The organism is Microbacterium psychrotolerans (assembly GCF_031085295.1).
In the GTDB taxonomy this organism is placed as follows: Bacteria; Actinomycetota; Actinomycetes; order Actinomycetales; family Microbacteriaceae; genus Microbacterium; species Microbacterium psychrotolerans.
This window is the reverse complement of the sequence record NZ_JAVFWO010000002.1, coordinates 137,157-159,904: the sequence shown is the minus strand read 5'-3', so window position 1 is coordinate 159,904 and position 22,748 is coordinate 137,157. Positions and strand designations below refer to the sequence as shown.

Sequence of the window (22,748 nt, the reverse complement as noted above, 5' to 3'; positions counted from 1 at the left end):
CCGATCGCTGTTCACGCGCGGGCGGTCGAGACACGCGGGCGCGCCAGCAGCACCGAGAGCACAGCGGTCGCGAACGCGCCGACCAGTAGGCGACCCCCGGACGATCGCCAGCCGCCCGTGGTCGGGCTCGCCGACTCGGGCGGGTCGAACACCGTGCCGACGGTGACCTCCGCATCCCGACCGTGCAGCTCCACCCGTTCGACCATCCACGACGCCGCCGCGTCGTACGCGGCCGGCGCGAGGCGGTGCACCGGCAGTGTCTGCTTCTGGATGCGCCCGACGAAGGTCGCGAACCGCCGGCGGCGGGGCGCACGCACGATCGCCCTGGCCACACGGGCCGGAGATCCGGCCGGCGGCAGCGGTCGGATGTGACGCGTGGTCACGTTGGCAGCGTGCTGATAGATCGGCGTGTCGATCGATGCCGGAAGGACGACACGCACACGGATGCCGCTGCCCCGGAGTTCCTGACGCAGGCATTCGGCGAACCCGAGCAATCCGAACTTGCTCATGACGTAGGGCGAGAGGACCGGCGAGCCCACGCGCGAGTAGAGCGAGCCGACCATCACGAGAGTGCCCGACCCCTGACGCCGGAAGTACGGCAGGACCGCACGGGCGCCGTGCACCTGCCCCATGAGGTTCGTCTCGACGACCTGGCGGAACACCCGGGCCGGCAGCTGCTCGAACGCCCCGTAGGCGAAGACCCCGGCGTTGCCGACCCAGACATCGATGCGGCCGTACTCGAGCACGGCCGCCGCCGCGAGCGCACGCACCTCACCTTCGTGCGTGACATCGGTGCGGACCACGAGCGCCTGCCCGCCCAGCTCACGGCACTCCTCGGCCACGGTCTGCAGCGCCGGCTCGCTGCGCGAGGCGAGCACGACCTGCGCTCCCCGCCGCGCGTACGCTCGCGCCGTCGCGCGCCCGATCCCGCTCGAGGCGCCGGTGATCACGATAACCTCGGCCCCGGTCGCCCGGCGGTCTGTCGACGTGTGGTTCGCGGCGTCCATGCGCCGACGCTAGAGGCCGGGGCTGCGGCATCCGTCCCCCCTTGACAGCAGGATGCCGACGTGCGCGGTCAGCCCCTCGACGAGAGGTCGGGCAGCGCTCGGGTTCCGAAGTCGTGGCGCAGCGCGCTCAGCGCCGCGAACCACCCGGGCAGACCGGTGACGCCGGGACCGGGTGCCGCGGACGCCGACGCGAGATAGACGCCGGGGATCGGCGTGCGCCACGGGTCGGGACTCAGCACCGGGCGATCGACGAGCTGCCAGAAGTTCGGCGCTCCGGCCGCGATGTCGCCGCCCGGGTAGTTCGGGTTGTGCCGCTCGACCTCACGCGCGGAGCGCGAGCTGGTCGCGAGGATCGTGTCGCGGAACCCGGGCGCGAAGCGCTCGATCTGCGCGGTGACCGCTTCCCGACGGTCGACCGCGCTCCCGGCCGGCACGTGGGTGTACGTCCACAGCGTGTGCTTGCCGGCGGGCGCGCGGGTGGGGTCGAACAGCGACGGCTGCGACACGAGCACGTAGGGACGATCGGGCAGGCGCCCGCGGTTGACCTGGTTCTCGGCATCCGCCACCTCCGCCCGCGTGCCGCCGACGTGCACCGTGCCGGCGCGGCGGAGCTCGGGATGCGTCCACGGCACCGGCTCGCTGAGAGCGAAGTCGACCTTCGCGACCCCGTCGCCGTACCGGAAGCGCTGGAGCGCGCGGCGGTAGCCGGCGGGCATCGCGTCGCCCGCCAGACGGATCAGCGCCTTGGGGGTCACGTCCAGAAGCGTGACCGTGGCGGCGGGCAGGGCTTCGAGGGCGGTCACCTCGTGGTCGACGACCAGCTCGCCGCCATGGGCCCGCAGGTCGTCGACCATCGCGTCGATGATGGCCTGGCTGCCGCCGATCGGGATCGGCCAGCCGCGCGCGTGTGCGTAGGCGGTGAGCGCCAGTCCCGCGCCCGCGGCGGCGACGCTCGGCTGCGACAGGATCGTGTGAGCGGCGACGCCGGTGAGCATTGCGGGGGCGACGTCTCCGCGGAAGCGCAGGTTCCAGGCAGGGCTTCCCTGCTCGAGCGCACGCAGGCCGAACGAGAGCGCGGTGGGGATGTCGGTGGGCACCCGCACGAGGGGCGATCCCGTGAACTCGGCGACCCTCGTCGACCTCTCCACCAGCGGGCGCAGCAGCTGCGCGTACGCCAGAGCGTCCGGGCCGAGCGCCTCGGCCGTTCGCCCGAGGTCGAGGTAGGCGACACCGGCATGGCGTTCGTCGAGCGGATGCGCGAACGACACGTCCGGCGTGACGAACTCCACCCGCTCGCGCAGACCGAACTCGCGGAAGAACCGCGACTCGAACGCCATCGGGTGCACGGCCGAGCAGACGTCATGATGGAAACCGGGCAAGGTCAGCTCGCGCGTGGCGGCGCCACCGCCCGGCCTGTCGGCGCGCTCGTACACCCGCACCCGAAGCCCGGCGCGGGCGAGCGTCACGGCGGCGGCGAGACCGTTGGGGCCCGACCCGACGACGACGGCGTCGAGGTCGCTGCTGCCGCCCCTGCGGCGGGTGTTCACGTTAAGGGGGCCCCGCTTCCGGCGGACGTGGCGGGATTGCGCGGCGGCTTCGGCACAGCGGATGCCGGCTCCGCAGCAGTGCTGCCACGTTCGGCGCCCGTCGCGGAGCTGGAGGTGTCGACGCCCTGCGCTGCATCCTCGCTCTCGCCCGCGTTCTCGGCGGGCGAGACGCCACCCTCGGACTCGACCGCGCGGACCGAGGTGACGGCGTCGTCGAGGTCCGCGTCGCCGGCCTGCGTGCCCGCGGTGCCGGGCTCCCCCGCGCCGTCGGTCGGCGAGGTCACCGGCTCGGATTCGCCGGCCCCGGCGAGGGGGTTCCACGAGTCCTCGAGGCTGACCGGCTGCCCTGAGGCGTCGGCCTGCTCGACCCCGTCCGTACTGGTGACCGGAGCGGTCTCGGACGCCGGGCTGCCCTTCGACATCGCGTTCTCCGTTCCGCCCCCGCCCCTCGCGGCGTCGGCGAGTTGGTCTCCCTGCAGTTTGCCAGCATCGGCGGGGTCGGTGCTCGCCGAGTCCGCGCCACCGCGCCCGGCTTCGGCATCCGAATCGCCCTGCTCGCCGGTGCCCGCCATCTCCTTCTCGGCCGTCGTCGCTCCGAGACGGTCGGCGGCTCGGCCTTCTGCAAGATAGGCCAGCCGGTGCAGTGTCTCGTTGTTCCGCCAGTGCAGCGGGACATCGAGCAGCTGCTGCGGGACGAACCGTCCAGGACCGGCGATCGCTTCTTCCTGGATGCGGACGACGCACTCGTGGCCGCGCGGTTTGACGTCGATGGTCACGCGCGCCTCGCCGATCGGCCAGCCTCTCGCCCGCATCACCATCATCCGCGACGGGATGAACTGCTCGACGACGGTCTTGTCGTCGATGAGTGCCGGCCAGACGCCGAACGAGTGGTGCAGCTCGGCGCCCGCCATCGGCCAGGTCTCGTCGACCTCGCGCATGCGCGACGCCCCGACGACCCAGGACGGGTACAGCCACCCGTCGCTCAGCACCTCGAACACGTCTTCGGGTGTGCAGTGCAGCACCCTCACGTTGCGAGACATGGACTCCCCCTCGATCTCGGCTCTATCGATGCGTTCGACGCTAGACCGCGCGTCCGGCGCGCTGGAGCGGGTTGCGTTGCGGCCCGGCCTGTGGCAGAACGGGTCCTCGCGTCGCGCTGAGCGGGGAGAACGGACGCCTCCGCACGGCCGATGCGGTCACGTAGAGTCGGCGTCATGAGCGACGTCGTCATCACGGTCCGCGGAGAGCACGAGACCCGCATCGCCCCCGAACGCGCGATCGCGCACCTCACCATCCGCGCCGAGGGTCCGGAGCGCGGCGCCGTCGTGGAGCGCATGGCGGCACTCACCGAGCCGGTGCGCGACGATCTCGCCGCCCGCAAGACGGCGGGCACCGTCACGGAGTGGACGAGCCAGCGCGTGTCGGTGTGGTCCGAACGCCCCTGGAACAACGAGGGCAGGCGACTCGCCCCGGTCCACTACGCCACCGTGGACTTCTCCGTCACCTTCACCGACTTCGCCGTGCTCTCGTGGTGGGCCGGCGAGGTGGCCGAGCGTGAGGGTGTGCAGCTCGGCTGGATCGAATGGAAGCTCACGCCCGAGACGCGGGCGCAGACCGAACGGGATGTCGCCACCGAGGCCGTCGGCGTCGCCGTGGCGCGTGCGACCGCCTACGCCGGAGCGCTCGGCCTGTCGGACGTCACGGCGCTCGAGATCGCAGATCTCGGTCTGCTCAGCCGCCAGGACCGGCCCGAGGCGGCGGCGCCCGGACCGCGCATGCTGATGGCCAAGGCATCGTTCGCCGGCGACTCCGCCGGTGGCGCACCCGCCGTGCAGCTGCAGCCGGAGGACATCGTGATCTCGGCGGCCGTCGAGGCCCGCTTCTCCGCCCGATGAGCGAGGTGCGTTCCATGGGCGCGCCGACTGGGGCTGAGCCGCCCGAGGTCGTTCGGGCCGGGATCGCCCAGCGGCTGTCACGGATGATCCAGCTGCCCACGGTGTCTGCTGAGCGGGCCGACCGCGGGCAGGCGCCGTTCGATGCCTTCGCCGACCTGCTCGTCGAGCTCTACCCGCTCGCGCACGATCACCTTGAGCGAGAGCGCATCGGCGATCTCGGCATCCTGTACCGCTGGCGTGGGCGTGTGCCCGAACAGCCGACCGTGCTCATGGCGCACTTCGACGTCGTACCCGTGGACGAGAGCGACGCGTGGACGCACCCGCCGTTCGCCGGGCGCATCGAGGACGGCTGGGTGTTCGGTCGCGGCGCGCTCGACGACAAGGGGCCGCTGGTCGTGGTGATGGATGCCGTCGAGAACCTTCTCGCGGCCGGATTCACGCCCGCGCGCGACGTGTACCTGTCGTTCGGGGGCGACGAGGAGACCTTCGGCGGCGCGGCCCGCGTCATCGCCGAGACGCTCCGGGACCGCGGCGTCGAGCCCTGGCTGGTGCTCGACGAGGGCGGTGCGGTCGTCAACGCGCCCCTGCCGTTCGTGCGCGGACGGGCGGCGATGGTCGGCGTGGGCGAGAAAGGGGTACTGACTCTCCGGCTCACCGCCCGCGGCGAAGGCGGCCACGCATCCGCTCCCCCGGCGCGCACCGCGGTGCGGCGCATTGCCCGAGCGGTCGAGCGCCTCTCGCCCGGTACGTTCCGAGCGCGCACCCCTGCAGCGGTCACCCGGATGCTCGAGCTCTTCGCGACGCGGGCCGAGGGCATCCCTCGTCGCCTCTACCGTCTGCTGGCGGCGACGCCGTGGCTGACCTCGCGCGTGTTCACCGCGATGGGCGGTGAGCCGGCCGCGCTCGTGCGGACCACGATCGCGGCGACCATGCAGTCGGGCGGGACCGCGGCCAACGTGCTGCCCTCGCAGGCGTCGGCCACGCTCAACCTGCGGATCGCGCTCGGCGATTCCGTGCCGAGCACCGTGAAGCGCGTACGCCGGCGTATCGCCGACCGTCACGTCGAGATCGAGGTGCTGGAAGGCGACGGGCCGTCGCCGGAGTCATCGACTGAGAACGCGCAGTTCGCCCTGATCGCCGACGCGGTGAAGGTGTCGCATCCGGATGCCGCGACGGTTCCGTACGTGATGATGGCAGCGACCGATTCGCGGCACTTCCACCGGTTCTCGCCCGCCGTCTACCGCTTCGCGCCGCTCGCGATGAGCAGGGCGCAGCGTGCGTCCATCCACGGCGTCGACGAGCGCGTCGAGATCGCGGCGCTCGAGCGCGGCGAACTGTTCCATCGCACCCTCCTGCAGCGCTTAGAGTGATCGCAGCCGCCCCTCGACCGGTTAAAGGATCGCGGCGGCGAGCTCGGACGGGTCTGGGGCCCAGAGGCAAGGAGCACGGATGACGCGCAGCGCGATGTCCTCACGCGTCACGATCGGCACGCTGGCGAGCGTCGTCGGCTTCCTCGCGTTCGTCGAGTTCACGAGCGGTGTGATCCAGGGCTATTACACGCCCATGCTCACCGACATCGCCCGCCACCTCGGCGTGCACGACGCGGACGTGAACTGGCTCGAAGGCACGCAGCTCATGCTGTCGGCGCTCGTCGTGCCGGCGTTCGCGAAGCTCGGTGACATGGTCGGCCACAAGCGCATGCTCGTCGTGTCGACGGCCATCACCGCCGCGGCATCCCTCGTGCTGCCGTTCACCGACTCGTTCGCGATCTTCCTCGCAGCGTGGGCGATCCAGGGCTTCTACGTCGTCTGGCTCCCGCTCGAGATCGCCCTCATCTGGTCGCGCTCCCGGCGCATGCAGGGCCGCGCGACAATCACCGCCCGCGCCGCCGGGTTCCTCGTCGCCGCGCTCGAGACCGGCGCCATCATCGGCGCCCTCGTCGGCGGCATGCTCATCGACAGCCTCCCTCTCTGGATCGTGCTCCTGGTGCCGGCGGCGCTCGTGGTGGCTTGCTTCTTCGTGATCCTGTTCGGGGTGAAGGAGTCACCCGAACCGACCGGCGGCCGCCTCGACAACGTAGGCCTGGTGCTCATCTCGCTCGCGCTCGTCGCCTTCACGGGAGGCCTCAGCCTGTTGCGCCTGAACGGGCCTGCCGACCTGGTGGCGTGGCTGGTGACCGCGCTGGGCGTGCTGCTCGTCGTACCCTTCGCTCTCTGGGAGCTGCGTCAGGCTGACCCCCTCATCGACGTGCGGATGTTCCGCTCCCCCGCACTCGGCCCGGTGTTCCTCACTGCGGGCCTCTTCGGCGTGAGCGTGCTCGGGGCGCAGGCGCCGCTGTCCACCTTCGCGCGCACGGATCCCGACGTCTACGGCTACGGGCTGGGTACGACGGGCTTCCAGACCTCGCTCATCATCGGCGTCTACCTCATCGCGATGATCACGGGCGCCCTGCTGTACCCGCTCATCTCACGGCTGACCGCCCCGCGCCTCACGCTCATCGGTGCCGCGATGCTCGTCGGCATCGGGTTCCTCATGTTCCTGCCGTTCCACGCCACGTACACGCAGGTCATCGTCAACATGCTCATCGTCGGCCTCGGCTCGGGGGCTCTGGTCGCGGCGCTGCCGGCGGCCGCGGCATCCGCTGCTCCGCCGACGCAGACCGGCGTCGCGACGGGCCTCACCAACTCGGTCAAGACCGTCGGCGGGGCGATCGCCTCATGCGTGTTCGGCATCGCGCTCCTGCAGGGGGCCACGGGTGCCGTCACCGAGGGGACGGCCGGGTCGCTCTCGGGCTACTTCACCGTCTGGGTGGTGTGCGGCGTGACGGCGCTCGCCGCCGCCGTGCTGCTGTGCTTCGTGCCGAAGACGGCGTTCAGCGACCGTGCCTCGCACGACGCGACGGATGCCGCGGCACCCGTGGTGCGATAGGCACCGCTCCGGCTCAGTCGCCGAGGCGGTTGCGGGAGCGCATCGCCCGCTCTGCTTCGCGCTTGTCTTCGCGCTCACGGATCGTCTGGCGCTTCTCGAACTCGCGCTTGCCCTTCGCGACCGCGATCTCGACCTTCGCGCGACCGTCCGAGAAGTAGAGCTTCAACGGGATCAGCGTGTATCCGCCCGCCGAGATGGCGTGCGAGAGCTTGACGATCTCCTCCTTGTGGAGGAGCAGCTTGCGCGTGCGCTTGGACGAGTGGTTCGTCCAGTGCCCCTGCGAGTACTCCGGAATGTGCACGGCGTCGAGGTACGCCTCGCCGTTGTCGATGTACGCGTAGCCGTCCGAGAGGTTCGCGCGCCCTTCGCGGAGCGACTTGACCTCGGTGCCGGTCAGCACGAGTCCGGCCTCGTACGTCTTCTCGATCGCGTACTCGTGGCGCGCGCGACGATTGGTCGCCACGACCTTCTCCCCGCGTTCCCTGGGCATGATGTCTCCTCGTTGATGCCGTACCGCCGTCGTGTCCAAGGGCGCACGGCAGCCTGTCAGTCTACCCCCGCGAGGAGGCGCGCGATCACGCGCGCAGCCATCTCCGGATGGCGAAGCCGGCTGACAGCGCCGCGAGCAGCACGCCGACGAGGATCAGGACCGGTACCACGAGCCAGGCATCTCCGATGTCGACCCACGTCGTCACGAAATCGACGCGGTTGCGCAGGTACTGGTCGACACCGAAATGCACCCCGGCGATGACCGCCGCGCTCGCGAGGATCGATCCCAGCAATGCCGCGAACACGCCCTCGAGGATGAACGGCGTCTGGATGAACCGGTTGGATGCCCCGACCAGCCGCATGATGCCGAGCTCACGCCTTCGGGCATACGCGGACAGCCGGATCGTCGTGGCGATGAGCAGCACCGCCGCGATGAGCATGAGCACCGCGATGCCGACGGCGATGTAGGTCGCGATCGTCAGCGCGGAGAACAGCGGGTCGAGGTACTGCATCTGGTCGTTGACCAGCTCCACCCCCTGCATCCCGCTGAACGCCTCGATGATGACGTCCGACTGCTCGGGGTCGACCAGCGTGATGCGGAACGTCTCGTTGACCTGGTCGGCGGTGATGACGCTGGCGTTCTCCTCGCCGGCGATCTGCAGCAGCTCGTCGTAGGCCTGCTGGTGGTCGAGGAACGTCAGCTCGCGGATGAGCGGCGCCAGCGCGCTGCCCTCCAGCTTCGCCCGCACCTCCTCGACCTGCTCCGGCGTCGCCTCGCCGTTCGCGCACGTGGCCGGAGTCGAGATGGTGGTGCACATGTACACCGCGACCTGCGCCCGCTCGACCCAGAAGTCGCGCATCGTGCCGATCTGCATCTGCATCAGGATCGCCGCGCCGACGAAGGTCAGCGACACGAATGTAACGAGCACCACCGAGACGACCATCGAGAGGTTGCGTCGCAGGCCCGTGAAGGCCTCCGACATGATGAGTCCGAACCTCATGAGGTGGGCCCCACTTCGTCATCGGGGTCGGTCTCGCCCAGGCCCAGCCGATCGGCGAGGCCCAGTTCCGCGACCTCGATCTGCTCGAGGTCGATGACCGGAATCGACTGCGTGTGCGCGGGCGCCGGCGCGGGCGATGCCGCCGCCTCCGGCTCTATCGGCTCGTCGGGGCCTTCGACCGACTGCTCGAGCGCCTCGGCCTTCCTCAGCTCGTCGGCCGCGAGTGCGGCGGCGGTGGCGGCCTCCGCTGCCGCGGCTGCCGCGGCGGCGACGCCCGGCGACACGGCATCCGACTCCGGCGTCACGACCTCGTCGTCGTCCATCGGCACGGCGGTGGGATCGAGGCCTGCGGCGGCGGCGATCGCGGCCTCGCGCTGCACCTCGAGCACCGCGGTGAGGGCGGCGACCGCGGCGGCGCCGCGCTCCGGCTCCGGCGCCAGGCTCGGGAGCCCCGACCGGTCGCCGTACCCGCCGTGACGTTCGTCGCGGACGATCTCGCCGTGACGCAGCTCGATCACGCGGCGCTGCATCTGGTCGACGAACCCGGCCTCGTGCGTGGCCATGACGACCGTGGTGCCGCCGGCGTTGATGCGGGCGAGCAGCTGCATGATGTCGATCGACGTCGCAGGGTCCAGGTTTCCGGTCGGCTCGTCGGCGAGCAGGATCTGCGGCCGGTTCACGAGCGCGCGGGCGATCGCGACGCGCTGCTGCTCACCGCCCGAGAGCTCGTGAGGGAACCTCTTCTCCTTGCCGGCGAGGCCGACGAGGGCGAGCACTTCGGGAACCGCCTGTTGGATGAAGGCGCGAGACGAGCCGATGACCTGCAGCGTGAAGGCCACGTTCTGGAAGACGGTCTTGGTCGGCAGTAGCCGGAAGTCCTGGAAGACGGCGCCGATGTGCCGGCGGAAGTACGGCACCTTGCGGTTCGACAGCGTGCGCAGGTCGCGGCCGAGCACGACCACGCGGCCCTCGGACGGCGTCTCCTCGCGGAGGATCAGACGCAGGCAGGAGGACTTGCCGGATCCGGAGGCGCCGACGAGGAAGACGAACTCCCCGCGAAGCACCTCGAAATCGACATCGCTCAGGGCGGGTTTGGAAGTGCCGCGAAAGCGCTTCGTGACGTTCTCGAACCGGATCATGGCCTAACGAGCCTATGCGGCTGCCCCGTCACCGTGTCCAGCGACACTCGCGGTCGCGGCATCCGTCTTCCCGGCGTCGCGAGCGATGCGAGGCGAAGCGTCGCGCACTCCGGGTCAGTCGTCGTCGTCCTTGCGCTTGCGCCAGCGGATGCCTGCCGAGATGAAGCCGTCGAGGTCGCCGTCGAAGACGATGGCGGGGTTGCCCACCTCGTAGCCGGTGCGGAGATCCTTGACGAGCTGCTGGCCGTAGAGGAAGTACGAGCGCATCTGGTCGCCCCAGCTCGCGGTGATCGTGCCGGCGAGCTCCTTCTTCTTCGCCGCTTCCTTCTCGCGCTCCAGGAGGAGCAGACGGGTCTGCAGCACGCGCATGGCCGCTGCGCGGTTCTGGATCTGCGACTTCTCGTTCTGCATCGACACCACGATGCCCGACGGGATGTGCGTGAGGCGCACGGCCGAGTCGGTGGTGTTGACGGACTGCCCACCGGGGCCTGAGGAGCGGAACACGTCGACCCGCAGGTCACCCTCGGGGATGTCGACCTCGACGGCCTCTTCCATCACCGGGATGACCTCGACGGCGGCGAAGCTCGTCTGGCGCTTGTCGGCCGAGCCGAACGGGCTGATGCGCGCGAGGCGATGGGTGCCGGCCTCGACGGACAGCGTGCCGTAGGCGTAGGGGGCGTCGATCTCGAACGTCGCCGACTTGATGCCGGCGCCCTCGGCGTACGAGGTGTCCATGACCTTGACCGGATACTTGTGACGCTCGGCCCAGCGCAGGTACATGCGCAGCAGCATCTCCGCGAAGTCGGTGGCGTCGTCGCCGCCCGCGCCGGAGCGGATCGTGACGACCGCCGAGCGCTCGTCGTACTCTCCGTCCAGGAGCGTCTGCACCTCGAGCTGGCTGACGATGTCTTCGAGCTCGGCGATCTCGCGACGCGCCTCTTCGGCGGCGTCCTCGTCGTCCATCTCGTTGGCGAGCTCGACGAGGACGTCGAGGTCGTCGAGACGCTGCTCGACATCGTTGACGCGCTTGAGCTCGGACTGACGGTGGCTGAGCGCGCTGGTGACCTTCTGCGCCTTCTCGACGTCGTCCCACAGATTGGGGGCGCCGGCCTCCTCGCTGAGTCGCGCGATGTCTTTCGTGAGTGCCTCGACGTCGACCACGGCCTTGATGTCGGCGAACGTGGAGCGCAGGGCCTGGATATCGGCGGAGGGATCGAAGTCGAGCATGACACTCCAGACTAACGTGGAAGCGATGAGCGATCGCGCCGACTCCCCCACCGCAAGGGACGTGCTGTGGCGGTTCGGCCCCATGGTCTACGGCCCGACCGTGCTCTTCGCGCTCGGCGAGGGCGCCGTCATCCCGCTCATCCCGGTCATCGCCGCGCAGCTCGGGGCGGATGTCGCGACGGCCGCCCTCGTGGCCTCGGCGCTCGTCGTCGGCCAGCTGTGCGGCAACATCCCCGCCGGCTGGGCGGTGGCGCGCATCGGCGAGCGCCTCACCATGGCGATCGCGGGACTCGTCTCGCTCGCCGGAATCGTGGGCATGGCGCTCGCCCCGTCGCTCGGCATCTTCGCGATCGCCGTGTTCCTCATCGGATTCTGCGCGGCGGCATTCGGCCTGGCGCGCCACTCGTTCATGACGACGCGGGTGCCGCTGTCGTTCCGCGCCCGCGCGCTGTCGCTGCTCGGCGGCACGTTCCGACTGGGCATGTTCGTCGGCCCGTTCATCGCCGCCGGACTCCTCGCGGTCTTCGGCGACGAGCACGCCGCGATCTGGTTCTTCGGCGCGTGCCTGGTCGCCACGGTGCTGCTGGTGGTCTTCGGTCCTGACCCTGAGAAGCAGTTCCTCGACACCTCGACGGCCGAGGACGACGCCGTCGCCGCGGAAGACACCGGCGAGCCCGTCACCGGCTCGATCCCCCTCCGCCGCGCCAAGGGGTCGCGGTCGCCGACGACACCGAGCAGCGCGACGGATCCCGGCACCGGCGTGCTGCGGACCATGTGGCGCCACCGCCGCGTGCTGTCGACACTCGGCCTGGCCGCGGCATCCCTCTCCGCCGTCCGCTCGGCGCGGCAGGTGGTGCTTCCGCTCTGGGGAGTCTCGCTCGGACTCGACGCGCAGACCATCGCCCTCGTGGTCGGCATATCGGGCGCCATCGACTTCGCGCTGTTCTACGCCAGCGGCCAGGTGATGGACCGCTTCGGGCGCCTGTGGGCCGCGCTGCCGGCGATGATCCTGATGGGCGCTGGATTCATCGCCCTCGCCTTCACCCACGACCTCCCGCAGGCGCCGATGTGGTTCGCCATGTTCGCCGCGGTCCTCGGCGTCGGCAACGGGCTGTCGAGCGGGATCCTGCTCACCCTCGGCGCCGATGTCGCTCCGCGGTCCGATCCGGCGGCGTTCCTCGGCTCGTGGCGCACGCTCACCGACGCCGGCGGGGCGGTCGCGCCGCTGCTCGTGTCGGCGATCGCGGCGGCGGCGTCGCTGGCCGTCGCGACCGGAGCCATGGGAGTGATCGGACTGGTCGGCGCACTCGCCTTCGTGCGCTGGGTGCCGCGGTACGTGCCCCGGACGCGGCCGTGACCGACGTCGTGCGGTTCTGCCGCAGCCGCAGCGCGGGCCGGCGCTGCACGCGTCCGCTCGGCCATGCGGGGCTGCACCGGCACCGCACCATCATGTGGACGGATGCCGCAGCCGACCCCGCCCGCTGCCCGGGCTCCGGCGAGCGCGGCACGCCCGCGGCCGCCCTCGCCGACGGATTCCCCGACGGCCGCGCGCTGTGCCCGGTGTGTCATCGGTTCGTCGAGCTGGACGGCGACGGCCGACTCGTCCCGCACGACACCTCGGACGACAGCGAGACGGATGCTGAGATCAGCCGCCGTCAAGAGTGGTTCAACACCCAGGGCTGGTAGCGACGGCGGGGCGGCGCCGCGTCAGACCCAGGATCTGCGCACGGCCTCCGCGCCCAGCTGCATGCGGGTGGTGACACCCGCGGCGTCCATGAGGTCGGCGACCCGGCGCTGCACCGTACGCAGCGAGATGCCGAGCTGAGAAGCGGCGGCGGCATCCGTCACTCCCAGGAGGAGCAGTCGCAGAAGGTCGCGATCCACCTCCTCTGTCGTCGGGGCGGCGGCGATGGGCAGGAACTCGGTGGCCGCCCGCCAGTACTCCTCGAAGATCGAGGTCACCAGGTCCAGCAGGCCGCTCGGGTGGATGAGCAGGGCACCGAACCCCTCGTCCTCGCCCTGCGAATGCATCGGCACCAGGGCCATCTGGTCGTCCGCGATGAACATCCGCGTCGGCAGGGTGGGCAGCACTCGGATCTCCTCGCCGATCTGCGCCATCTCGCGTGCCGCGGTGAGAAAGCCCGGCCGCTCCAGCACCGCGCTCTCGACGATGACGCGGTAGCGGACGCCTCGCGCCAGCGCCCGGTCCTCCTCGATGTTGTCCTCCCCGCTCACCAGCGCGATCTCGTGCAGCACCAGCACGCGGACCTGGTCGATGGAGGCAGCCTGCAGCTGAGCCACCCGCTGCCGTACGGCGTCGTCGCCGATGACGACATCCACCACGTCGGCCACGCTGCGCTGCTCGACCGAGCGACGGTACAGATCGCTCAGCTCGACCAGCGCCTCGTGCGCGCGGGTGAGCCCGCGCTCGCGCTCGAGCAGCAGCGGACGCAGCGAGATCGAGGGCGGCGACGCCACGAACCGGTCACTGCTCGAGGCCTGGCGCGCGAGCAGCCCGAGGCGCTCCAGCTCGACGACCATCGGGCGCACGCGAGGGAGCGACATGCTGAGCGCCGCGGCGATCTCGCTCATCGACGCCGACGGCTGCTGCAGCACGCACCGATAGACGGCGGTGTGGGCCTCGTCGAGGCCGAGCGCGTCGAGCACGGTGTTCTCCCCCATGCGCTCATCGTCACCCGCCGAGCGTGGCGGATGCAGGCCATGGCGTTTCTCCGCCATCCACTTTAGGCGAGCGGGCGACGAAGGTGGGGATACACGGATCCCCACACCCGAGAGGCTCGCGCATGTCACGAACCCAGCCCATCGGTCGCCGCCTGCGCCCGATCGTCGCCGCCACCAGCGGACTGGCGATCGGTATCGCGGGCATCGGCCTCGCGACCCTGCCGGCGGCGGCCACCCCCACCCCGCCTGCCGCCCCCACTGCCGAAGCCACGGCCGGCCAGGCACACACCGTCACCCTCATCACCGGTGACCGCGTCACTGTCACGGACATGTCGGACGGAACCCACACCGTCGACGTGGACACGGCTGTCGACGGCGCCGGCGTGCAGACGTACGAAGTGGGCGACGACCTGCACGTCGTGCCCCAGGGCGCGATGCCCTATCTCGCCTCAGGTGCCCTCGACGAGGACCTGTTCAACGTGTCGCTGCTGATCGAGTACGGCTACGACGACGCCTCGGTCGATGCCACTCCTGTCATCGTCGAGCAGAACGGTGGGGAGGCCCGCACCTTCTCCGCGCCTGTTCCCGGCCTGGAGGTCGTCGCGCCGCTCGAGAGCATCGGCGGCGCCGCTGCGACGCTCGGTCACGATGACGCCGCGGCCGCGTGGCAGTCGCTCACCGCGGCCTCGGCGCGCACGTTCTCGGCCACGCCGACCTTGGCGGACGGCATCGAAGCCATCCACCTCGACGGCAAGGTGCGCTCCACGCTCGACTCGAGCGTGCCCTACATCGACGCCCCCGCCGCGTGGGCCCAGGGCTACACGGGTGAGGGTGTCACCGTCGCGGTGCTCGACACCGGCATCGACGACACCCACCCCGACCTGCAGGGCCACATCCTCGACGGCTCGAAGAGCTTCGTGCCCGGCGAAGAGGTCGCCTGGGACCCCAACGGTCACGGCACGCACGTCGCCTCGACGATCGCGGGCACCGGCGCCGCGTCGGACGGCACCCACCGCGGTGTCGCCGACGGCGCCGACCTGCTCATCGGCAAGGTGCTCGGCGCGGACGGCTACGGCCAGGACTCGTGGATCATCGAGGCGATGGAGTGGGCCGGTCAGAACGCCCCGATCGTCTCGATGAGCCTGGGCTCCCAGTCAGCGTCCGACGGCAAGGACCTGATGGCCGAGTCGCTCAACCAGATCGCCGAGGAGACCGGGGCGCTGTTCGTCGTCGCCGCCGGCAACGCCGGCTCCCCCGAGTCGATCGGCGCCCCCGGTTCCGCCGAGCAGGCGTTCACCGTCGGATCGGTGGACGACCCGTCCGGCGACCTCTCCTACTTCACGAGCCAGGGTCCCCTCTCCCGCTCGGGTGCGTTGAAGCCGAACGTCACCGGCCCCGGCAGCCAGGTCACGGCGGCGCGTTCCGCCGACAGCGGCGGCGAGGGCTCGTACATCACCATGAGCGGCACCTCGATGGCCACCCCGCATGTCGCGGGCGCCGCGGCGATCCTGCTCGGCGCGCACCCCGAGCTCACGACTGCGCAGCTCAAGGCGGCGCTCGCGAGCACCGCGACCGACCTCGGCTACACGTCGTACCAGGGCGGCACGGGCGTCATCAACGTCGACGCCGCACTGAATGCGCCCGTCGTCGCCTCCGGTTCAGGCGACTTCGGCATGCTCATGTGGGGCGAGGAGCCGACCCCCGTCGAGCGCACCGTCGAGTACACCAACCGCACGGATGCCGAGATCACCGTCGCTCTCGAGGCGACGCTGACCGACACGACGCCCGGTGGCGGCGATGAGGGTCCCGGCCCGTTGTCGGCCGGAATCGCGTTCGACGCGCTCGCGATCGACGCCGAGTCGCTCACGATCCCCGCCGGCGGCACCGCATCGGTCACGATGACGGTGGACCCTGCCAAGGTGCCCGCGGGCACCCAGCTGTCGGGCACGCTGACCGGCTCCGTCGACGGCGCGGCCGTCACGCGGACCGCGCTCGGTACGATCGCCGAGGCCGAGCGCTACGACCTCACGATCACGGCCACCGGCTTCGACGGGGAGCCCGTCAGCGTGTACGCGCTGCTGTGGGACGCCGCCGCACAGTGGGCCGAGCCCGTTCTCGTCGAAGGCGAGACGACGCTGCGCCTCATGAAGGGCGACTACACGGTGATGTCCTACATGGACATCAACCGCACGCCCGACACCGTCGCGAGCGTGCTCACCGGCGATCCCAAGCTGACCCTCACGCAGAACGCGACGGCCGCCCTCGACGCCCGCACGGCGAAGGAAATCACGGTCGACGTCGGCCGCGACGACCTCGAACAGGCATTCGGCCGCATGGACTTCCACGCGGACGACTTCTCGGCGAGCGCCATCATGCCGGTACTCATCGACGAGATGTGGGCACAACCCATGAAGGTCGACGACGCCGAGTTCGACTTCACCACGCGCTGGCGACTGTGGGAGCCGATGCTCTCGGTGACGGCGGGCAAGAAGCCGCTCGATGTGATCCTGCAGGTCGGATCGACCTTCCTCGACGGCGAGATCAAGGCCTCGGCGGTGAACGCCGGCAACGGCACCCCCGACGAGTTCGCTGCGATCGACGTACAGGGCAAGGTCGCGGTCGCGACGGTCTCGGGCCAGGTCTCACCCGGGCAGGCGGCGGCCAACGCGGCTGCGGCCGGTGCGAAGCTGCTGATCCTCGTCAACAACGCCGACGGTGAGCTGAGCACGTGGGTGGGCTCGGACGACTTCGAGACGGATGCGCCGATCGCGGTCGCCGCGATCAGCGGCGTCGAAGGGCGCCAGCTCCTCGCCGACATGGCGAAGAAGAAGGTCACGGTGAAGGCCGTCGGCGACTCGTACCCGGATGTGGTCTACGACATCGCCCGCTACAGCGACGGCGAGATCCCGACCGACCTCGCGTACGCGCCGAAGAACCTGGCCCGCATCGATACGACGTACCACGGCCAGAAGGAGCTCATGGGCGAATTCCGCTATGACTTCGTGCCGGGCGCCGAGTACGGCTCGGGCTACTTCATGCGCGCCGAGCGCGGCACGGTGCGCGAGGAGTGGGTGAACACCGACGGTCTGCGCTGGAACCAGGGCGTCGGCGTCGAGTCCGTCCGCTGGGAGATGCGCGACAAGCTGCGCGCCTACGAGCCGGGTCAGCAGCTCGAGGTCGAGTACTTCGGCGGCATCGTGCGCCCGTATGTCGCGACCGGCTACTGGGTGCCGTACCGCGTCTCGGACTACGCGCAGGTGAACATCCCGAGCTGGGCGGACGGCGGGGACCCCGAGCACACGGGCGCTTTCGACACCTGGATGGAGCCGTCAACGGTGCACCAGTCGGCCGACATCTACATCGACGGGCAGTTGGTCAAGCAGGCTGCGAGCCAGGGCGTGAACGTCTACGACCTCCCCGACGGTGAGCAGGACTGGCGCGTGGTGAGCACCGCGACCCACGACGGCTCCCACCTCGAGGGATCCACGAAGACCGTCAGCGAGTGGACCTTCCGCTCCGAGGGCAAGCTGGGCGACTGGACGCAGCGGCTCCTGCCGATGATCCAGGCGTACTACGACGTCGATGTCAACGTCGAGAACCTCGTCGGCGAGGGCCGCCGGAAGGGATCGAGCATCCCGCTCGGTCTCGAACTCGGCCACGTCGCCGGCACCGTCCCCGCCGGTGCCATCACCGACGCGACACTCGAAGCCCGTACCGCGGGCGGCGAGTGGAAGCCGGTCGCACTGAAGCCCGCGGCCACGGATGCCCCGGCCGGCGCGGTCGAGGGCGACGGCGACATCTTCGTGAAGTCGCGTGCCTGGGTCAGCGGTTATGCCGCTCAGATCCCGGTGTCGGACAAGGGCGGCTGGGTCGACCTGCGCGTGACGGCGAAGGATGCCGCGGGCAACACGTTCTCGCAGGAGATCGAGAAGGCCTTCCAGGCGACTCCCGCCAAGGGCGTGCGCTGACGTAGGTCACCCACGAGAGGCCCGGTCACCCCGTGATCGGGCCTCTCGTGCGTCTGCCGAAGCTCACCACATCACACTGACGAGGTGTGCGAACAGGTTCTCAGGATCGTTGTCGAGACCGCGCCGCGCGAACCACGTCGACACGTTCACGACGTCGCGGTAGAGGAAGTCGAGCCCCTGCGGGTTGGCGGCGACGTCGACGATCTGCGGCAGATCGATCACCACCACGCGTCCCTCGTGGTCGAGCAGGTTGTAGGGCGACAGGTCGCCGTGTGCGAAGCCGGCGCGCGCGAAGGCCTCGAGAACGGCGACGACCTGGTCGAACGCATCCCTCAGCTCCTCTCCGTGAAGCCGGCTCTGTGCGAGTCGCGGCGCGGCGGCCCGGCCGTCGCCGACGAACTCCATGAGCACTTCGGTGTCGCTGATCTGCACCGGGTACGGCACCGGAACACCGGCCCGCCACGCCCGGCACAGCGCGTCGAACTCGCTGACCGCCCAGTGGCCGGCTGCCACGGTACGGCCGTACGCGGACTTGCGGCCCACCGCGCGGGCGTCGCGGGTGTTGCGCATCGTGCGCCCCTCCTCGTAGCTCCCCGAGCGATGGAAGTCGCTGTGCCGGGAGCTGCGGTATCGCTTGGCGGCGAGGAGCACTCCGGCAGTGCCGGGGACGGCACGCTCGATGAGGTGCACGTCGGCTTCCTTGCCCGTCTTGACGATGCCGAGCTCGGTGTCGAAAGCACCCGACGCGGTCACGAGCCAGTCCGGGTGCGGCAGGGGGCCGCGCTGAGTGGGAGAAGAAGCCTGCCACGTGGACCAGCGTTGATCGGGGCCGGGCTCGAGCTCCGGCGGAAGAACGGATGCGGACGCGTCGAGGCGTACGGATGACATCGGTTGGACACTCCAGGATCGGAGGCCGCCGATATCAGTGGGTGCGGGCGACCTCGAGGGAAGGGATCAGGACACAGGGCGTGACGAAGACAGCCATCGTGTTCCTCCTTCCGATCGGGGTGCCGCGGCACCGACTCGCCTCACTGTAGCGGAGCGCGGGATCGGCATCCATCACGATTTCGGGCGTCTTCTCGCTCGCCCGGCTGGTCGAGGCCGCAAGGGCAGCGGCTGGCGAGGCCGACGGGGCGAGGGCTCCGCGGTCGTGGCGGCGTCGCGGATGGCGGCCCGCAGTCACGCCGGGTGCTAGCGCAGCGCCGTGCGACTCGTCGCGGTCGCTTCGAGCGCCACGCCGTCGGGCACGAACACGGTCACGATCGGCGGATGCCACTGCCCGGCGACCGTCACGCGGGCCGAGACGCCGTCGGGAGTGGTCGCCGAGATGAGGCGCGCATCGTCTCCGATCTCCCCCACCATCGCCGCGGCCGTCTGGTGCACCCCGCCATCGGTCAGCGTTGCGAGCGGCTCACCGCCGACGATGGAGAGCTCGAAGCCGTCGGCTGCGGCAAGGGCTGCGGCATCCGCCACCGCGGCCAGCTGCTTCTGGGCGAGATAGAGGCTGGTCGCGGCGGTGCAGACGAGGATCACCGCGATCGCGAGGACCGCATAGCCGAGTGTCAGGATCAGCACGCTGCCCTCGTCGTCGTCGACCAGCACGTTGCGATCGCGTGCGCAGGTCCGTAGCCACGCCCTCATCGCTCGCTCCAGAACCGGGAGACCTTGTGCGCGCCCGCCGCCTCGATCGGTATCGCGGCGATGCGGTCGAGGTCGAGTACCGGCGGAACGAGGGGCAGCGCCACCACCGTCCGGACGGTCACGTGCAGCGTGGCGCCCGCACGCGGGCACGTCGCTCCCGCGGGCGTGCACTCGATCGTGAGGTCGACGTCGTCGAGCCCGTACTCGTCGGAGACGGCGGCGATCACGGCATCCGCGCGGGCGCGCGCATCCTCTGCGTCGACCGCCGTGGCGACGGCACGCGCGACGTGGCGAGCCGCGGCCTCGGCGCCGAGGCTCTGACCCTGGATGAGTCCGAGGGACACCACCAGGTACACCAAGGGCACCAGGAGCAGCAGCCCGACCAGGATGAACTCGAGCGCCGCCGAGCCGGCTTCGGCGTCGTCGGGCGCCGTCCGCGTGCACTGCTTGTCGCGGCTCGATCTCGCACCGGCACTCGGACCGCGGGCGCCGCCGCCGCGGCGGGGGCACCCGGCGCCGTGCGCCTCAGTCGAACGATTCGACGGGCGCATGCGCCGTCACCTCCAGTGAACGCGGGGCGCCGAGCAGGCCGATCAGCGGCAGCGTCGCCGTGACCCGGATCTCGACCGTCTCCTGGCCGAGCGCTGACGTCTCTCCCACGGCGACATCGGCGGAGTACTCGCCGCCGATCGTGCGGCTCACGATCTCGCGTGTGCGCCGTGCGCCCTCTTCCAGCGTCGTGTCGGCGAGCGCGGCGTGGTAGGCGCCCTCGACGGCCGCATCGTGCACCACGTTGCGCACGTACACGGCGAGTCCGAACTGCAGTACGCCGAGCGTCAGAACCGTGAGGAGCGTGCCCACGAGGACGAACTCGACCGGACTCGCACCGGCGTCGTCGCACACGTCGGCGGCGACCCGCGAACGCACCGCCCGCATCGCCCCGGCCACGGCCGTGCGCACGGCGTCAGAGCCCGGAGACGCGGCTGATGGCCTGCTCGAACAGCTCGGCGAGTGCGGGACCGGCCATGGCCCAGATCACGACGACCAGCCCGGCGGTCATCAGCATGAATGGTGCGTGAACACCTACTTCCGGGACCGACGCTCCTGCGCGTCCTTCACGACCACCGCGACATCCAGACGGAGCGCCGTGCACAGCGCGTCCAGCACGTCGATGTCCGGCACGCGAACCCCGCGCAGATACTTCGACACCTGCGATTGAGAGATGCCAGACGCCTCCCCCACATCCCCCTGAGTCATCCCCGACTCCGCGAAGGCGCGATCGAGCGCCTCGGCAATGACGCTCGACAGTCGTGTGACGTTCCCCGGTGACACGCGCACGAACGTATCGGTGCGGCAACGTTTCACCCGTGTGACGCTCGGGCTAGTTCAAGTGAACTAATCTCCTCGTGGGAGAGGCCTTTCCTGGGGGACGCGATCCGGCCGAACGGCGGACCGGACGCGGGGGTAGGTGGAGAGAAACAGACAGGTGCCGCAGATTGTCCTGAACATCGACAACATCAACACAGCAGCCGCACGGCTCGGACTGACCGACGTGATCGCAACGTCGGAGCCCGTCACATGCGAACTACTCGTGCGACTACAGATGCTGCTGGGGTTGGATCTCGCCGTCCTCGCCCACATCACCCGCGAAACGCCGAAGGAGTTGCCCGTCGCAGGATGAGGTGCGCAGTCAGCGCATCATGCGCCTGCCCCTCGAGCGACGCTGCGGCCCGGTGCACCAGCTGGTAGTACCGGGCCGGCGTGAGTCCGTGTGCCCGGATCGCGTTCTCCTTGGCGTGTGAGTGGCGAGGCCAGGTGCGCTCGAAGTCGAGCAGATCGGCAGGAGTCACGAGAGACGATCCTGCCGAGAGGCACCGACATCGGCACCCTGCCGCGCTCCACCGCTGATGGATATGCTCACGCCCATGGGGAAGCACAGCAGTTACACCGGGGTTGCGCTCTTGATCACCGTGCTCGCACTCACCGGATGTGCGTCGGGCGGCACAGCTGCTGAGTCGGAGTCGTCGCCGACTCCGACAACTGATCCGAAGCTTCACTTCAAGGGGGTCGCGCTCGCCTGCGGCGTGGCCGACTACTCGGAGATCCTCGACGATGGACAGGCGATCGAGCTCACCGGGGTGGGGCAGAACCTGAACAGCCCCGTGCAACTAGAAAACGTGCAGTGCGTGCTGAAGAAGCTCGATGCGCCGACCGCGGTCGCGTCGAAGATCGGCCAGACCCGTGCGCTGGACGGCCGCCAGTCCGACGAGTGGGAAGGATACGAGGCGTCCTGGACGTATCATCCCGACGACGGCGCCTCGATCATCATCGAACGCACCGAGTAGGCCAGCGCCATGACACAGCGGCCGTCGTTCGATGAATATTGCGAGCAGCACCACATCCAACCGGGCGAGTACGGGGCGGCGTTCGCTGCCTATCTGCACGAGGTCAGCGGGTGGGACGGCGACATCGAGCAGGTCGAGTCAGCGGGAGCGACGTCGACGGCGCCGAGGAGCGAACTGCAGGTAGAGCCCACCGACGATGATGAACGCGAGCAAGGCGAATAGCCACGGGTTATCGAGCATCCCCTGCCACAGCCCGCCCAACATGATCCCGATGCCCTGCCAGAACGCAGGCAGAAACGAATCCCCCAGATTCCCCATGCGGGAACCGTAGCGCGCGGCGCGGACGTGGCGCGACCCTCCCCGGGTCGTGTGTCTCGCCTGGGAGGGTCGCGAACGTGAGCGTACACCCGTCGTGATGTCGGTGGTGGGCGCGTACCCTTTAACCCTCGGCCGGAGGAAGGATCCCGGCCACCCCCGTGACAAAGAATCGTCGATATGAGGCGCACTACGACGCCCTCAACGACAAGCGGATCGCAGAAGCACCAGCGCGGCCCACCACCCTGCCGGCCGCCGCCTACGGCCCGAACCAGCTCGAGTGGGTGCCGACAGGTCGATCAGCGCCAGCGGTGTGGGCGTGGGTGTCCTGGCCCGACCGGCCCGCCGAACGGATTCCCGCGTTCGCGAGGGGCTGGAACGACCGCGTAGTCGTCGTCGCATGGGACGGACCCGGTGGTGCGATCGACACCGTCGTGTGGAGGAACGCGGTTACACGACGAAACGCCCCCTCGAACCCGGCTCCGTGAAGGAGTCGAGCCCGAGGGGGCATCGTGAGTACTGCGTTCGATAGCGATAGCGGATGGCCAGGCGGTTTGCTGCGCT

24 protein-coding genes are annotated in these 22,748 nt (G+C 70.2%); 10 read left to right on the top strand and 14 right to left on the bottom strand.

From position 1 onward, the window contains the following. Window positions 1–11 precede the first annotated feature (11 nt). The 3 genes from Q9R08_RS05390 to Q9R08_RS05380 all read right to left on the bottom strand — a co-directional run bounded on the left by Q9R08_RS05390 (window position 12) and on the right by Q9R08_RS05380 (window position 3,594). Window positions 12–1,007 (bottom strand): SDR family NAD(P)-dependent oxidoreductase, encoded by a 996-nt coding sequence (locus Q9R08_RS05390; protein WP_308866845.1) that lies wholly within the window; start codon window positions 1,005–1,007, stop codon window positions 12–14. A 68-nt stretch (window positions 1,008–1,075) separates the two neighbouring features. Then, window positions 1,076–2,554, bottom strand: coding sequence for a phytoene desaturase family protein (locus Q9R08_RS05385; RefSeq protein ID WP_308866844.1), 1,479 nt, complete (start codon window positions 2,552–2,554; stop codon window positions 1,076–1,078). Further along, window positions 2,551–3,594, bottom strand: coding sequence for an SRPBCC family protein (locus Q9R08_RS05380; RefSeq protein ID WP_308866843.1), 1,044 nt, complete (start codon window positions 3,592–3,594; stop codon window positions 2,551–2,553). The genes Q9R08_RS05385 and Q9R08_RS05380 overlap by 4 nt, the downstream gene beginning before the upstream one ends. 174 nt (window positions 3,595–3,768) lie before the next feature. Here Q9R08_RS05380 and Q9R08_RS05375 point away from each other — a divergent pair, with 174 nt between their 5' ends. The 3 genes from Q9R08_RS05375 (at window position 3,769) to Q9R08_RS05365 (ending at window position 7,377) form a co-directional block, all read left to right on the top strand. After that, window positions 3,769–4,449: an SIMPL domain-containing protein gene (locus Q9R08_RS05375; RefSeq protein WP_308866842.1), complete on the top strand. Its 681-nt coding sequence runs from the start codon at window positions 3,769–3,771 to the stop codon at window positions 4,447–4,449. A 14-nt stretch (window positions 4,450–4,463) separates the two neighbouring features. Beyond that, a complete protein-coding gene (locus tag Q9R08_RS05370) occupies window positions 4,464–5,819 on the top strand; it encodes a M20/M25/M40 family metallo-hydrolase (protein ID WP_308866841.1) in 1,356 nt (451 codons plus the stop codon). A gap of 79 nt (window positions 5,820–5,898) precedes the next feature. Further along, the gene (locus Q9R08_RS05365) at window positions 5,899–7,377 is read left to right on the top strand and encodes an MFS transporter (RefSeq protein WP_308866840.1); all 1,479 of its coding nucleotides are present in this window, start codon (window positions 5,899–5,901) and stop codon (window positions 7,375–7,377) included. Window positions 7,378–7,390: 13 nt separating this feature from the next. Here the strand turns inward: Q9R08_RS05365 and smpB are convergent, their stop codons facing one another. From smpB to prfB, 4 genes are all read right to left on the bottom strand, one after another. After that, window positions 7,391–7,867 carry an SsrA-binding protein SmpB gene (gene smpB / locus Q9R08_RS05360; RefSeq protein ID WP_163617463.1) on the bottom strand — a complete coding sequence of 159 codons (477 nt, stop codon included), beginning with the start codon at window positions 7,865–7,867 and terminating at the stop codon, window positions 7,391–7,393. Window positions 7,868–7,952: 85 nt separating this feature from the next. Then, window positions 7,953–8,867, bottom strand: coding sequence for a permease-like cell division protein FtsX (gene ftsX, locus Q9R08_RS05355; protein ID WP_308866839.1), 915 nt, complete (start codon window positions 8,865–8,867; stop codon window positions 7,953–7,955). Then, complete coding sequence (gene ftsE, locus Q9R08_RS05350; RefSeq protein ID WP_308866838.1) at window positions 8,864–10,006, bottom strand: cell division ATP-binding protein FtsE; 1,143 nt, start codon at window positions 10,004–10,006, stop codon at window positions 8,864–8,866. The genes ftsX and ftsE overlap by 4 nt, the downstream gene beginning before the upstream one ends. A 114-nt stretch (window positions 10,007–10,120) precedes the next feature. Beyond that, window positions 10,121–11,233 (bottom strand): peptide chain release factor 2, encoded by a 1,113-nt coding sequence (prfB, locus tag Q9R08_RS05345; protein WP_308866837.1) that lies wholly within the window; start codon window positions 11,231–11,233, stop codon window positions 10,121–10,123. 25 nt (window positions 11,234–11,258) lie between these two features. Between prfB and Q9R08_RS05340 the strand changes: the two genes are divergently transcribed. Beyond that, window positions 11,259–12,590 carry an MFS transporter gene (locus Q9R08_RS05340; RefSeq protein WP_308867666.1) on the top strand — a complete coding sequence of 444 codons (1,332 nt, stop codon included), beginning with the start codon at window positions 11,259–11,261 and terminating at the stop codon, window positions 12,588–12,590. Further along, window positions 12,587–12,919: a hypothetical protein gene (locus Q9R08_RS05335; protein WP_308866836.1), complete on the top strand. Its 333-nt coding sequence runs from the start codon at window positions 12,587–12,589 to the stop codon at window positions 12,917–12,919. The genes Q9R08_RS05340 and Q9R08_RS05335 overlap by 4 nt, the downstream gene beginning before the upstream one ends. A gap of 21 nt (window positions 12,920–12,940) precedes the next feature. On the opposite strand, the gene Q9R08_RS05330 is transcribed toward Q9R08_RS05335, so the two are convergent. Further along, window positions 12,941–13,915 carry a MarR family transcriptional regulator gene (locus Q9R08_RS05330; RefSeq protein ID WP_308866835.1) on the bottom strand — a complete coding sequence of 325 codons (975 nt, stop codon included), beginning with the start codon at window positions 13,913–13,915 and terminating at the stop codon, window positions 12,941–12,943. 122 nt (window positions 13,916–14,037) lie between these two features. Between Q9R08_RS05330 and Q9R08_RS05325 the strand changes: the two genes are divergently transcribed. Then, window positions 14,038–17,883 (top strand): S8 family serine peptidase, encoded by a 3,846-nt coding sequence (locus Q9R08_RS05325; protein ID WP_308866834.1) that lies wholly within the window; start codon window positions 14,038–14,040, stop codon window positions 17,881–17,883. Window positions 17,884–17,946: 63 nt separating this feature from the next. On the opposite strand, the gene Q9R08_RS05320 is transcribed toward Q9R08_RS05325, so the two are convergent. From Q9R08_RS05320 to Q9R08_RS05300, 5 genes are all read right to left on the bottom strand, one after another. Beyond that, window positions 17,947–18,771, bottom strand: coding sequence for a serine protein kinase RIO (locus Q9R08_RS05320; RefSeq protein ID WP_308866833.1), 825 nt, complete (start codon window positions 18,769–18,771; stop codon window positions 17,947–17,949). A gap of 303 nt (window positions 18,772–19,074) precedes the next feature. Further along, entirely contained in the window at window positions 19,075–19,524 is a 450-nt protein-coding gene (locus tag Q9R08_RS05315) for a pilus assembly protein TadG-related protein (RefSeq protein WP_308866832.1), read from the bottom strand. Continuing rightward, window positions 19,521–20,075: a TadE family protein gene (locus Q9R08_RS05310; protein ID WP_308866830.1), complete on the bottom strand. Its 555-nt coding sequence runs from the start codon at window positions 20,073–20,075 to the stop codon at window positions 19,521–19,523. Before Q9R08_RS05310 ends, Q9R08_RS05315 begins: the two co-directional genes overlap by 4 nt. After that, window positions 20,050–20,460, bottom strand: coding sequence for a TadE/TadG family type IV pilus assembly protein (locus Q9R08_RS05305; protein ID WP_308867665.1), 411 nt, complete (start codon window positions 20,458–20,460; stop codon window positions 20,050–20,052). The genes Q9R08_RS05310 and Q9R08_RS05305 overlap by 26 nt, the downstream gene beginning before the upstream one ends. A 147-nt stretch (window positions 20,461–20,607) precedes the next feature. Beyond that, entirely contained in the window at window positions 20,608–20,856 is a 249-nt protein-coding gene (locus Q9R08_RS05300) for a helix-turn-helix domain-containing protein (RefSeq protein WP_308866829.1), read from the bottom strand. A gap of 154 nt (window positions 20,857–21,010) precedes the next feature. Between Q9R08_RS05300 and Q9R08_RS05295 the strand changes: the two genes are divergently transcribed. Continuing rightward, window positions 21,011–21,205 (top strand): hypothetical protein, encoded by a 195-nt coding sequence (locus tag Q9R08_RS05295; RefSeq protein WP_308867701.1) that lies wholly within the window; start codon window positions 21,011–21,013, stop codon window positions 21,203–21,205. On the opposite strand, the gene Q9R08_RS05290 is transcribed toward Q9R08_RS05295, so the two are convergent. Continuing rightward, window positions 21,165–21,374, bottom strand: a complete 210-nt coding sequence (locus Q9R08_RS05290) for a DUF3263 domain-containing protein (RefSeq protein ID WP_308866828.1) — start codon at window positions 21,372–21,374, stop codon at window positions 21,165–21,167. The genes Q9R08_RS05295 and Q9R08_RS05290 overlap by 41 nt on opposite strands. A gap of 75 nt (window positions 21,375–21,449) precedes the next feature. Between Q9R08_RS05290 and Q9R08_RS05285 the strand changes: the two genes are divergently transcribed. The 3 genes from Q9R08_RS05285 to Q9R08_RS05275 all read left to right on the top strand — a co-directional run bounded on the left by Q9R08_RS05285 (window position 21,450) and on the right by Q9R08_RS05275 (window position 22,672). Continuing rightward, window positions 21,450–21,869, top strand: a complete 420-nt coding sequence (locus Q9R08_RS05285; RefSeq protein ID WP_308866827.1) for a hypothetical protein — start codon at window positions 21,450–21,452, stop codon at window positions 21,867–21,869. A 9-nt stretch (window positions 21,870–21,878) separates the two neighbouring features. Beyond that, window positions 21,879–22,091: a hypothetical protein gene (locus Q9R08_RS05280; RefSeq protein ID WP_308866825.1), complete on the top strand. Its 213-nt coding sequence runs from the start codon at window positions 21,879–21,881 to the stop codon at window positions 22,089–22,091. Window positions 22,092–22,345: 254 nt separating this feature from the next. Next, complete coding sequence (locus Q9R08_RS05275) at window positions 22,346–22,672, top strand: hypothetical protein (RefSeq protein WP_308866824.1); 327 nt, start codon at window positions 22,346–22,348, stop codon at window positions 22,670–22,672. The last annotated feature ends 76 nt before the right edge of the window (window positions 22,673–22,748 follow it).